We start from the raw sequence: 12,520 nt of genomic DNA, 5'->3' as shown, positions 1-12,520 counted from the left end.
CAGGCGGCCCGGCATGCCAGCCACCTGCAAGGAAACGCCGTGCCCCTGTCCCCCGATCCGAACCGCGACGGCGTCTTGCCGGCCGGACTTAGCGAACGCCGGCTGCGCTATTTCTACGCCGCGGTCGCGGCCGGCTCGATCCGCGCCGCCGCCGACAAGCTCGACGTCGAGCCGTCGGTGATCAGCCGGCAGATCCAGCAGCTCGAAGGCGAGCTCGGCGCGACGCTGCTCGAGCGCCGCGGCCGCGGCGTGATGCCGACCGAGGCAGCCCAGCTGGTGCTCGATCACTACCGCGAACGGCTCGCCGGCGAGGAGACCTTGCTGGCGCGGCTGCAGGAGTTGAATGGGCTGCAGCGCGGGCAGATCCACATCGTCGCCGGCGAGGGTTTCATCGACGAGCTGATCCACGCGGTGCTCAACGAGTTCTGCCAGCGCTATCCGAAGATCAACGTCACGCTCGAGCTGATGAACGTCAACGAGGTGGTGCGGGCCGTGGCGGAAGACCGCGCCCACGTGGGTCTGGCCTACGCGCCGCCGCCGGAGCCGACGCTGCGCGTACTGACGGCGCGGCGCCAGCCCGTCTGCGTGATCGCGCGTCCCGACCATCCGCTCGCGCGGCGCGGCAAGGCGCTGACCGTCGCCGACATCCTGCCGTATCCGGTCGGCCTGATGACGCCAGGCTTCGGCCTGCGCCAGCTGATCCAGCTGGTCGAGCTGACCGAGAAGGTCCGCTTCACGGCGGCGCTGACCACCAACTCAATCGCGGCGCTGAAGCACTACGCGAGCACCGGCCTGGGGGTGACCTTCCTGCCCGCATTGGCGGTGGCGCGCGAACTGGGCGACCAGCTGGTCGCGCTGCCGGTGCGCAACGCGGTGCTCGAAGCCGCCGACGCGCAACTGATCGTGCGCGACAAGCGGCCGCGTTCGGCGGCGGTCAAGCGCCTGCTCGACTATCTGGCCGAGATGACGGTGCTGCGCGCGCAGGGGCAGGACGGCAATCGCCGGCGCAAGGTGGCCACTCGCGCGCGTTGAGCGCTACGGCGCTCGGGAGCATTGCCGCGCCGTTGTCCTTCGTATGCCGAAAAAGCGACATGCCTGGATGGAAGTGGACATTGTCCATTTTTGTGCTAACGTTGTGAACGCTGTACACAAGTGCGAAAAACGGGCGAGTCAACGCTCCCCGAGTAGAGACACGAACAGAACACAAGCAGAACACAAACAGAACGCAAACAGAACGCAAACAGAACGCAAACAAAAACCAGGAACCGCAAAAGGACACGCCATGCAGCACACACTCGATGACCGCAAGCGCTGGCTGGCGCTGATGGTGCTATGTCTGGGCGAACTGATGATCGTGCTCGACACGACCATCGTGAACGTCGCCCTGCCGTCGATCCGTAACGAACTCGGCTTCACCGAGACCGCGCTGGTCTGGGTCGTCAACGCCTATATGCTGACCTTCGGCGGCTTCCTGCTGCTGGGCGGGCGGCTCGGCGACCTGTTCGGCCACCGCCGACTGTTCCTGCTCGGCATCACGCTGTTCACACTCGCTTCGCTGGCCTGCGGCGTGGCGCAGTCGCAGGGCCTGCTGGTCGGCGCGCGCGCGGTGCAGGGCGTCGGCGGGGCGGTGGTGTCCGCGGTGGCGCTGTCGCTGATCATGGACCTGTTCTCGACGCCCGCCGACCGCGCCAAGGCGATGGGCGTCTATGGCTTCGTCTGCGCCGGCGGCGGCAGCATCGGCGTGCTGCTCGGCGGCCTGCTGACCAGCGCCTTGAGCTGGCACTGGATCTTCCTGGTCAACCTGCCGATCGGCGTCGCGGTCTACGCGCTGTGCCTGGCGTTGATTCCGAACCTGCCGGGTTCGGCGAACGGACAGCGGCTCGACGTCGGCGGCGCGGTGACGATCACGGTCTCGCTGATGCTGGCGGTCTACGCGGTGGTCAATGGCAACGAGGTCGGCTGGCTGGCGACGCAGACCGTGTCGATGCTCGGCATCGCGGTGGCGCTGCTGCTGGTGTTCCTGCTGATCGAATCGCGCGTCGCGCATCCGCTGATGCCGCTGGGCCTGTTCCGGCTACGCAATGTCGCGGTCTCGAATGTGGTGGGCGTGCTGTGGGCCGCGGCGATGTTCGCCTGGTTCTTCATCTCGGCGCTGTATCTGCAACTGGTGCTGGGCTACAGCCCGATGCAGGTCGGGCTGGCGTTCCTGCCCGCCAATCTGATCATGGCCGCGTTCTCGCTCGGCCTGTCGGCGCGGCTGGTGATGCGCTATGGCGTGCGCGTGCCGCTGGCCGTGGGGCTGCTGCTGGCGGCGCTCGGGCTGCTGCTGTTCGCGCGCGCGCCCGTCGGCGGCAGCTTCGCCGTCGACGTGCTGCCGGGCATGCTGCTGCTCGGGCTGGGCGCCGGCATCGCCTTCAATCCGGTGCTGCTGGCGGCGATGAGCGACGTCAAGCCCAGCGATTCGGGGCTGGCGTCGGGCGTGGTCAACACCTCGTTCATGATGGGCGGCGCGCTCGGTCTCGCGGTGCTGGCCAGCCTGGCCGCAGGCCGCAGCGCCGGCATGGCCGCGGCGGGCAGCGCGCCCGCCGAGGCATTGAATGCCGGCTACCACGTCGCGTTCCTGGTCGGGGCCGTGTTCGCGCTCGTGGCCGCGGTGCTGGGCGGCATGCTGCTGCGCACGCGCACTGCGCCGGTTTCGGTGACCCCCGAAGGGGCCGAGGTTGCTGCCGACAGCGCCGGTCACAGCGCCGGTCACAGCGCCGCCGACTCGGGCATGGCCGCCCCCCACGGCGGCCATGCAGCCTGATGGTTACCGCGCTGAAGTTCGCCGCCGAGCCGCCAGCGCGCACGACCTATCGCCATGGCGATCTGCGTCGTGCGCTGATTGACGCCGGCATCGCGCTGGCGAGCGATGGCGGCCCCGATGCCGTCGTGCTGCGCGAGGCGACGCGCCGCGCCGGCGTGGTCCCCAATGCCGCCTATCGGCATTTCGCCAACCGGCAGGCGCTGTTCGAGGCGGTGCGCGCGGCCGCGCTGGCCGCGCTGGCGGTGGCGATGGAAGCCGAACTGGCCGTTGCGGCCGCGCAGGTCGACGGCAGCGATCCGGCGGCGAAGGCCCGCGCCGACCTGCGCGCCATCGGCGCGGGCTATCTGAAGTTCGCGCAGACGCAGACGGGATTGTTCCGCACCGCGTTCGCCACGCCGAACCAGGTGGAAAACGACAGCGATCCGGCCAAGGCCGGGCCAAGCGGCCTGAATCCCTTCCAACTGCTCGGCGCCGCGCTGGACGGGCTGGTGGATGCCGGCGTGCTGCCCGCCGAACGACGCCCGGGGGCCGAGTATCTGGCCTGGTCGGCGGTGCATGGGCTGGCGCTGCTGATCATCGACGGCCCGCTGCGTCATGCCGACGAAGCGCAGCGGACCGCGCTGGGCGAGCGCGTGCTGGCGATGGTGGAGAAGGGGCTGTAGGCCTGGTCGGGGTGGCAGGGCTGGTTGAGGCTGCACGCGCCACGCCTCGCTTCACACTCGCATACCGATGCGGCAACACATCGCTGCACGTACATTCCCCGCACGTTTTCAGTAGTCCGCGTCCGAGATGCCGGCAAAGATGGCGCCTGCCTTTCACTCGACAAGGGACCCAGCATGTTGACCACATTGAAATCGCGGCTCCTCGGCACGCCGCAGCCGCTGTACCTGTCCGCCGCGCCGGCCAGCGGGCGCCAGCCGCCCGCCGATCAGCAGAACGACGAGGTATCGATCGCGTTCGTCCACGCCGATATCAACGCACCGTCGACCGCCGAGGGTGGTCAGGGGCCGACCGTCGTCAACATCTACCGCGGCTGGCAGAGCCGCGCGGAATACCTGGGCGATTGGCTGGCGGACCAGGCGGATGTCGTCCGGCAGGTCAGGCAGACCACCGCGGATACCGTCCGTCTCAGTGCAACCGTGTCGTCGACCCCTCGCCATGGCCTGCGGCCCGTGCCAACCGGATCGCACGATGACGGCGAGGCGCTGCGGCCGCGCAATCGACGGAATTGGCCGGATCCGCAGGCCAGGCCCACCCGGCCCCGCGGTCCGCAAGCGTCCCGAATCACAGACACCGACCGGCTCGACCGATACGTCGCCACGCCGCTGCACGTCGACGGCCAATCACGCTGCGCCGGCGCCCCTCATGCCGTGGAAGTGGCCGCCCGCAAGCCTGCGGTTCGCATCGAACCGGCCGCCGGTCTTGCCGCTCTGGTTCGTTCGCAAGGGATGGAACCCCGCGTGCAGAAGGGCGTCGTGCATATATCCCGTTGTCTGACCGAGTTCGGCCACGATGAGCCGAACGGCCCCCGGGAAGATGTCGGCCTGGCGGCGTTGGCCGGCGTCGAGTCGCTGGGGCTGTCGCGCTCGATTCGGGACATGGGGCGCGGGTGGTGAGGCGCGACTAACGCCAGCCTGGTCTGACGAAAAAAGGGACGCGGCGAGTCCGCGTCCCGGCCCCCATCAGCCTGCTGCGGCCACCTTCACCGGCCGGCCCGTGAACGGATAGCTCGGATCGGTGTAGCCGGGCGTGGACGGGTGTCCCGGTGCCACCAGCGCGTCCACCATCGCCTCCTCCTCGGGCGACAGCGTCGCACCGATCGCGCCGAAATAATCCTCGAACTGCGCCAGCGTGCGCGGGCCCGCGATCACGGAGCTGATCAGCGGGTTGGCCAGCACCCACGCGGTAGCGAACTGGCCGGCGGTCAGGCCGCGGCCTTCGGCGTGGGCCTTCAGCTGTTGGGCGATGACCAGCGACTCCTCGCGGAACTCGGTCTGCATCATGCGGCGGTCGGCGCGTCCCGCGCGGGTGCCGGCCTCGGGCGGCTGTCCCGGCAGGTACTTGCCGGTCAGCACGCCGCGCGCGACCGGGCTGTAGGGCACCACGCCAAGTCCGTAGTATTCGCAGGCCGGCAGGATTTCGACCTCGGGCATCCGGTTCAGCAGGTTGTAGTAGGGCTGGCAGGCGACCGGACGCGGCACGCCGAGCTGGTCGCACAGCCGCGCGATCTCGGCAATGCGCCAGCCACGGAAGTTCGATACCGCCCAGTAGCGGATCTTGCCGTCGCGCACCAGATCGCCCATCGCGCGCACCGCCTCCTCGAGGTTTTCGTCGGCGTAGTCGCGGTGCAGGTACAGGATGTCGATATAGTCGGTCGCCAGCCGGCGCAGGCTGTCCTCGACCTCGCGCAGCATCCAGACGCGGGAGTAATGCGATCGGTTCGGTTTCGATGCCATCGCATTGCCCAGCTTGGTGGCGAGGATCCATTCCTGCCGATCGGCCTCGATCAGCCGGCCCACCATCTGCTCGGAGCCGCCCTTGCTGTAGACGTCCGCGGTGTCGATGAAATTGACGCCATGGTCGCGCGCGCTGGCGACGATGCGGCCGGCCTCGGCCTCGTCGGTCTGATCGGCGAACATCATGGTGCCCAGGCAAAGCGCGGATACCTGCAGATTGCTGCGGCCCAGGCGGCGGTATTCCATCTTGAATTCGGACATGGCGATTCCTTGGAGATCGGGTCGAACTGAACGGGGAAGGAAACACGGAACAGCGACGAACCGGCGACGAACCGGCGACGCACCGGCGAACCATCGCCAGAAAGCAGCAGGGGCACCGGAGTGCCCCTGCAGACGGCGGGTCGGACGACCCGGCCATGATACCCCCGTCGTGGCTGGCTAGTGGCTTACTGATACAAGACCCTCGGCAGCCACAGCCCGATGGCCGGAAACGTGTACAGCAGCACCAGCGCCACTACCTGGATCGCCATGAACGGCAGCATGCCGCCGAAGATCTGGTTCAGCGTGACATGCGGCGGCGCCACGCCCTTCAGATAGAAGGCAGCCATCGCAACGGGCGGCGACAGGAAGGCGGTCTGCAGATTCAGCGCCACCAGCAGGCCGAAGAACAGCGGATCGATGCCGAAGTTGTCCAGCAGCGGCACGAAGATCGGCATGAAGATGATGATGATCTCGGTCCATTCGAGCGGCCAGCCCAGCAGGAAGATGATCACCTGGGCCAGGATCATGAACTGCAGCGGCGTCAGGTCCATCGACATCACCCACTGCTCGACCAGCGCCTGGCCGCCCAGCAGCGCGAACGCGGCCGAGAAGATCGACGAGCCGACGAAAAGCCAGCAGACCATCGCGCTGGTCTTGGCGGTCAGGAACACCGACTCCTTGACCACGCCATAGTTGAGCTGGCCGTAGGCGGCCGCCAGCAGCGTGCCGCCGAGCGCGCCGACCGCCGCGGCCTCGGTCGGCGTGGCCAGGCCGAACACGATCGAGCCGAGCACGGCGAGGATCAGCACCGCCAGCGGGAAGAACGACGACAGCAGCTGCTTGAAGATCTCCATCCGCGCGAAGTCGAAGCGCCAGTAGAAATAGGCCATCGCCACGCAGACCAGGGCCAGCGAGATCCAGAACCAGTTTGGCGCCTGTGGCGCGGTCGCCGGCGGATTGATCGTGTCGGCGCCGGGCGGGCTTGGCGCGACCGCGCCGGGCGTCGGAGCGGCCCCGGGAGCCGTGTCCGACCGCGGCACTTCGGCAGCCGGCGGTGCCGGTGTCGCCGCCGCTGCCGGCGCGCTCTCCACGCTGGGCGGCGGCGCCAACGTATCGAGACCGGTGGATTCGTCGCCGCTGTGCGCGCCCAGTTCCATCAGCGTCGATTCGATCGCCGCCGGCGGCGCGGCGGTGACGCCGGCATAGATCGACCCCATCAGCAGCGCCACCACCAGCGCCGGCAGGACCGCGATGCCGAACTGGCGCATCAGCTGGCCGGTCGGGATCGCGGCGTTGCGGCGACCCTTGAGCGCGGTGACCAGCGCGGGCAGGGCCCGTGCGCCGATGGTGTCGCGCAGCCGCTGCTGCAGCGGCGGCAGCGGGACCTCGCGCTCGGCCATCGGCAGCGGCGGGGCGAGCCGCGGCCGCAGCTTGGCCAGGATGATCACGTAGAGCAGGTACAGGCCGGTCAGCATCAGCCCGGGAAAGAAGGCGCCCGCATACAGCTGCACCACCGACACGCCGGCGGTGGCGCCATAGACGATCAGCAGCACCGACGGCGGAATCAGGATGCCCAGGCAGCCGCCCGCGGTAACTGCGCCCGCCGACAGCGAGGCGCTATAGCCGGCGCGCAGCATCGCCGGCAGCGCCAGCAGCCCCATCAGCGTGACCACCGCGCCGACGATGCCGGTCGCCGTCGCGAACACCGCGCAGGTGATCACCGTGGCGACGGCCAGCGAGCCGGGCAGCCAGGCCAGCGCCAGATGCAGGCTGCGGAACAGCCGCTCGATCAGGTTGGCGCGCTCGACCAGATAGCCCATGAAGACGAACAGCGGCACCGAGATCAGCACGTCGTTGGTCATCACCGCATAGGTCCGCTGCACCATCAGGTCCAGCGTCTGCTGCACGGCAATGTTCGGATCGGCATGGCGATAGGCGAGCCAGGCGAACAGCACGCCCATGCCCATCAGCGTGAACGCGGTCGGAAACCCCAGCATGATCGCGGCGACGATCAGCGCCAGCATCAGCAGGCCAAGATGGCCGTTGGTCCATTCCGACGGCGACGGCATCAGGATGAACACCGCCGCGATGATCAGCACCATCAGCGTGGCGCCGAACCACAGTTCCTTTCTCATCGCGGCGCTCCGTCGGTTTCGCGCGCTGGCTTGTCTTCGCGACGGGTGCGTTCGTCGCGCTCGTCGCGTTCGTCGGCAGCACCGAGGCGATCGTGCGAATCCCGCACGTCCCGTTCCACGTCCAGGTCAGCGCGCGCTGCCCCACCCTCGGCCACCGCCGGCGTCGCCACCGTACCGGCCGCCGCGTCGGCGCTGACCATCTGCTTGAGCTTGTCCACGTCGACTTCCTCGACATCGCCCTCGCGCATCGGCCAATGGCCGCGCTTCAGGCAGATCACGCAGCGGATCGTCTCGGCCACGCCCTGCAACAGCAGCAGGGCGCCGGCGACCGGAATCACCGCCTTGAAGGGATAGATCGGCGGGCCGTCGGCCGCGATCGACGAATGCTCGTTCTGCGCGAGCGACACCTCGAAGAAATCGATGCCGGCCCAGGCCAGTGCGATCACGCCGGGAAAGAAGAAGGCCAGGTACAGCACCAGATCGATGCTGGCCTGCGCGCGCGGCGGCAGAAAGCCATAGAGGATGTCGCCGCGCACGTGCCCGCGCTTGGCCAGCGTATAGGCGCCGGCCAGCATGAACAGCGCGCCGTACAGCATGTTGCTGGCGTCGAACACCCAGGCATGCGGTGTCGACAGGACATAACGCGAGAACACCTCGTAGCTGATCATCAACGTCAACGCGACGATCAGCCACGAGGCGGCCTGACCGATCAGGGTGCTGATCCTGTCGATCGCAAGCAGCAGGGATTGCACGATCGTGCCCCGCTGGTCAGCTGCGCTTGCTGAAGTAGTGCGCGGCGGCCATCCGGTAGTCGACGTTGGTGTCGTTCTGCCAGCGGGTGCTGCGCATCGCGAACGCCTTCATCGAATCGTTGACCCGCTTGAACATCGGGTTTTCCTTTTCCTTGCGCGCCACCACTTCGTCCCAGATCTTCAGCTGCGCCTGCAGCACCGAATTGGGCGTGGCGTAGAACTTCACGCCCTGCTGCTGCAGCGCCTGATAGTCCTTCGAGTAGCGGTCGATGGCCTTCATCGACATGTCGGCGGAAGCGGCGTCCACGGCGTTGGCGATCAGCGCGCGCAGCTTCGGCGGCAGCGCGTCGTAGCGCTTCTTGTTGAACAGGATCTCGAACTGTTCCGAGCACTGGTGGAAGCTGCGCAGCATGCAGACCTTGGACACGTCCTGGAACCCGAGCGCACGATCCGAACTGGCGTTGTTGAACTCGGCCGCATCGAGCAGTCCGCGGTCGAGCGCCGGCACGATCTCCGCCCCGGGCAACGCGTTCACGGCCGCGCCCAGCCCCGTGAAGATGTCGATCGACAGGCCGACCGTGCGGAACTTCAGGCCCTTGAAGTCCTCCGGCTTGGTGATCGGTTTCTTGAACCAGCCCAGCGGCTGGGTCGGCATCGGCCCGTACAGGAACGACACCACGTCCAGGTTCAGGCTGCGGTAGATCTCCTGCTGCAGCTCCTTGCCGCCGCCGTACTTGTGCCAGGCGAGCAGCATGTTCGGATCCATGCCCCAGGCCGGTCCCGATCCCCACAGCGCCAGCGCCGAATTCTTGCCATACCAGTAGGCGATCACGCCGTGGCCGCCGTCGAGCGTGCCCTTGCTGACCGCGTCGATCAGATCGAAGGCCTTGACCACCGCGCCGGCCGGCAGCAGTTCGATCTTCAGCTCGCCGCCCGACATGTCGTTGACCTTGGCGACGAAGTCGCCGGCGAACTCGTGAAAGATGTCCTTGCTGGGCCAGGTGCTTTGCCAGCGCATCGTGACCGGACCCTGGGCCTTGACGATCGCCGGAAATCCCAGCGCCGTTGCACCGACCGCAGCCCCCGCCCCGCCCAGAAATCCCCGTCGCGATACCGCACCGCGCTTGTTTTTCGCTGCCATGCTGTCTTCCCCCTTGCTGCTGTTGACGACACCGGAGGCAGCGCCGCGAGTGCGCCAGCCTCGAACCGTTGATGCGACGTCTGGAATTGCGATGCGGTGGCCGGCCCGCGGCGACTGCCGATTCAGGGGGCGGCGTGCAAGTGGTTTGTAATTGACTTCATGTTAGGAATTGCAACCAAGCGCAACAATGTAGGGATTACCCGTGACGCATCGGCCTTGTCATCCGGCGTCTTTCATACCGCTTTCGCGTGGGTTTCCATGTCTATCGCTTGTCTACACCTTGTCTACGCCATGTCTGCTGCATGTGTTGCTGCATGTGTTGCTGCAAGTCCGAGGTCGCGCGCTCGATCGGCGTTGTTCCGCGTCGCCAGCGGGCCTGTTCGCATGACGCATGACCTTTCGGCCACTTCGATGGTCAGAGCGGCTACAGTAGCAAGGACCCGCCATCGCGCCATTTTCGCCAGGAGCCACGCATGCCCGAACCCGCCAACCCCAAGGTGCAATTTCCCGGTCACGACGGCCAGCCTCTCGCGGGCCGGCTCGATCTGCCGTCCGGCCCGGTCAAGGCCTACGCGCTGTTTGCGCATTGCTTCACCTGCGGCAAGGATGTGGTGGCGGCCAGCCGCATCGCGCAGGCGCTGACCCAGCATGGCATCGCGGTGCTGCGCTTCGATTTCACCGGCCTGGGCGGCAGCGGCGGCGATTTCGCCAATACCAACTTCTCCTCCAACGTGGCCGATCTGCTCGCAGCCGCCGACTACATGCGCCAGCATCTGCAGGCGCCGGCGCTGCTGATCGGCCATAGCCTCGGCGGCGCCGCCGTGCTGGCCGCGGCGGGCGACATTCCCGAGGCCAGGGCCGTGACGACCATCGCCGCGCCGAGCGATCCGTCGCATGTGGTCGGCCTGCTGCGCGAGCACGCCGAGACGATCGCGCAGCAGGGCGAGGCCGAGGTGCAGTTGGCCGGCCGTCCCTTCCGCATCCGCAAGCAGTTTCTGGACGACGTCGCCGAGCAGACGCTGCTGACCCGGGTGTCGCAGCTGCGGCGCGCGCTGCTGATCATGCATTCCCCGATCGACGACACGGTTGGCATCGACAATGCGACCCAGCTGTTCATCGCCGCGCGTCACCCGAAGAGCTTCGTCTCGCTCGACCATGCCGACCATCTGCTGACGCGGCGCGAGGACGCGACCTATGTCGCCAACACCATCGCCGCCTGGAGCCAGCGCTATCTCGGCATCGATGCGGCCACGCTGCCGGCCGCCGCGGTCGAGGAGGGGCTGGTGCGGGTCGAGGAGAACCATGCGGGCAAGTTCCAGCAGCAGGTCAGCGTCGGCAAGCACCGGCTGCTGGCCGACGAGCCGGTCTCGTTCGGCGGCCTGAACGGCGGACCGGCGCCTTACGATCTGCTGCTGGCGGCGCTGGGCGCCTGCACGTCGATGACGATCCGGATGGTGGCCGAGCGCAAGGGCTGGCCGCTCGAACACGTCAGCGTGTCACTGAGGCACGAGAAGATTCATGCCGCGGACTGCGCGGAATGCGACACGCGCGACGGCAAGGTCGACTGGATCGAGCGCGAGGTCACGCTGCGCGGTCCGCTTGACGCGCAGCAGCGCGAGGCCCTGCTGGCCATCGCGGACAAGTGCCCGGTGCACCGAACCTTGCATTCGGAGGTGGTGGTGCGCACGCGCGCGGCGCCGGAAGAAGGGTCGGGCGAACCGGCCATGGGCCCGGGCGGGGCGGGCGCGAGCCCTGCCGACAAGGCGCCTGGCCGCTGATCGGCCCCGCGCCCCCAGCCTGGGCCGTTGTCGCTGGCGTGCTGCTGCCCTCTGTAGTCATTGTCATTTTGTGGAGATCGCCTGTGCAAACCGATGCAAATCCGACCAACAAGGCCGTCCCGGCAAATGGAACGACCACCGGCGGCGCCGCCATCCCCGCCACGCTGATTCCCGGCGACGGCATCGGCCCGGAAATCATGGATGCCACCTTGCAGGTGCTCGACGCGCTGGGCGCGCCGTTTGCCTGGGAAACGCAGCAGGCCGGCATGGCCGCGCTGGAGGCCAGCGGCGATCCGCTGCCCGAGGCCACCCTCGACAGCATCCGCCGCACCGGCCTGGCGCTGAAGGGGCCGCTCACCACGCCGGTGGGCGGGGGCTTTCGTTCGGTCAATGTCCGGCTGCGCGAGCTGTTTCAGCTGTACGCCAACGTGCGGCCGGCGCGCACGCTGATTCCGGGCCGCTACGAGAACATCGACCTGGTGCTGGTGCGCGAGAACGTCGGCGGCTTCTATGTCGCGCACGACTACTACATCGCGGTCGGCGACGATCCGCGCGCGGTAGCGGTGTCCACCGGCACCAATACACGCGCCGACTGCCTGCGCATCGCCCGCTTCGCCTTCGAATACGCGCTGCGCAACGGCCGCAAGAAGGTCACCGTGGTGCACAAGGCCAACATCCTGAAGGCGCTGACCGGCATCTTCCTGGAGGCCGCGCGCGAGGTGGCGGCCGATTATGCGGGGCGGGTCGAGATGGAGGACCGCATCGTCGATGCCTGCGCGATGCAGCTGGTGCTCGACCCGTGGAAGTTCGACGTGCTGCTGTGCACGAATCTGTTCGGCGACATCCTGTCGGACCAGATCGCCGGACTGGTCGGCGGGCTGGGCCTGGCGCCAGGGGCGAATATCGGCGAGCACGCGGCAGTCTTCGAGGCCGTGCATGGCTCGGCGCCGGACATCGCCGGCAAGGGCGTCGCCAACCCGGTCGCGCTGATGCTGGCGGCCGGCCTGATGCTCGAACACGTCGGCCGCCAGGACCTGGCGCAGCGGCTGCGCACCGCGATCGACCGGACGCTGAACGAGGACAACATCCGTACCGGCGACCTGAAGGGCAAGGCCAGCACGCGCGAGTTTGCCGACGCGGTGGTGCGGCGGCTCGGGTAAACGATGCTGCCGTCCCCGCGAAAGCGGGTTC

General features: G+C 68.1%; 9 protein-coding genes and 1 pseudogene. 6 read left to right on the top strand and 4 right to left on the bottom strand.

Translation table 11 applies throughout. The features are described from left to right. Window positions 1-39: 39 nt before the first annotated feature. The 4 genes from HTY53_RS02410 (at window position 40) to HTY53_RS02395 (ending at window position 4,422) form a co-directional block, all read left to right on the top strand. A complete protein-coding gene (locus HTY53_RS02410; protein ID WP_174104803.1) occupies window positions 40-1,032 on the top strand; it encodes a LysR family transcriptional regulator in 993 nt (330 codons plus the stop codon). A 250-nt stretch (window positions 1,033-1,282) separates the two neighbouring features. Further along, window positions 1,283-2,806 carry a DHA2 family efflux MFS transporter permease subunit gene (locus HTY53_RS02405; protein ID WP_174104802.1) on the top strand — a complete coding sequence of 508 codons (1,524 nt, stop codon included), beginning with the start codon at window positions 1,283-1,285 and terminating at the stop codon, window positions 2,804-2,806. Continuing rightward, window positions 2,806-3,468, top strand: coding sequence for a TetR/AcrR family transcriptional regulator (locus HTY53_RS02400; RefSeq protein ID WP_174104801.1), 663 nt, complete (start codon window positions 2,806-2,808; stop codon window positions 3,466-3,468). The genes HTY53_RS02405 and HTY53_RS02400 overlap by 1 nt, the downstream gene beginning before the upstream one ends. Window positions 3,469-3,642: 174 nt before the next feature. Next, complete coding sequence (locus HTY53_RS02395) at window positions 3,643-4,422, top strand: hypothetical protein (protein ID WP_174104800.1); 780 nt, start codon at window positions 3,643-3,645, stop codon at window positions 4,420-4,422. 66 nt (window positions 4,423-4,488) lie between these two features. On the opposite strand, the gene HTY53_RS02390 is transcribed toward HTY53_RS02395, so the two are convergent. The 4 genes and pseudogenes from HTY53_RS02390 to HTY53_RS02375 all read right to left on the bottom strand — a co-directional run bounded on the left by HTY53_RS02390 (window position 4,489) and on the right by HTY53_RS02375 (window position 9,551). Continuing rightward, window positions 4,489-5,523 carry an aldo/keto reductase gene (locus HTY53_RS02390; protein ID WP_174104799.1) on the bottom strand — a complete coding sequence of 345 codons (1,035 nt, stop codon included), beginning with the start codon at window positions 5,521-5,523 and terminating at the stop codon, window positions 4,489-4,491. A 185-nt stretch (window positions 5,524-5,708) separates the two neighbouring features. Next, window positions 5,709-7,658, bottom strand: coding sequence for a TRAP transporter large permease (locus HTY53_RS02385; protein WP_174104798.1), 1,950 nt, complete (start codon window positions 7,656-7,658; stop codon window positions 5,709-5,711). A gap of 158 nt (window positions 7,659-7,816) precedes the next feature. Beyond that, window positions 7,817-8,410, bottom strand: a pseudogene (locus tag HTY53_RS02380) (TRAP transporter small permease subunit); the annotation flags it as partial. A gap of 16 nt (window positions 8,411-8,426) precedes the next feature. Then, entirely contained in the window at window positions 8,427-9,551 is a 1,125-nt protein-coding gene (locus HTY53_RS02375) for a TRAP transporter substrate-binding protein (protein ID WP_174104797.1), read from the bottom strand. 473 nt (window positions 9,552-10,024) lie between these two features. Between HTY53_RS02375 and HTY53_RS02370 the strand changes: the two genes are divergently transcribed. After that, window positions 10,025-11,329 (top strand): bifunctional alpha/beta hydrolase/OsmC family protein, encoded by a 1,305-nt coding sequence (locus HTY53_RS02370; RefSeq protein WP_174104796.1) that lies wholly within the window; start codon window positions 10,025-10,027, stop codon window positions 11,327-11,329. A gap of 152 nt (window positions 11,330-11,481) precedes the next feature. After that, a complete protein-coding gene (locus HTY53_RS02365; protein WP_174105053.1) occupies window positions 11,482-12,489 on the top strand; it encodes an isocitrate/isopropylmalate dehydrogenase family protein in 1,008 nt (335 codons plus the stop codon). Window positions 12,490-12,520: the final 31 nt, after the last annotated feature.

Source organism: Cupriavidus gilardii (assembly GCF_013314895.1).
Taxonomy (GTDB): Bacteria; Pseudomonadota; Gammaproteobacteria; order Burkholderiales; family Burkholderiaceae; genus Cupriavidus; species Cupriavidus gilardii_C.
The sequence above is the reverse complement of the archived record's forward strand: the minus strand, read 5'-3'. Positions and strand labels throughout refer to the sequence as shown.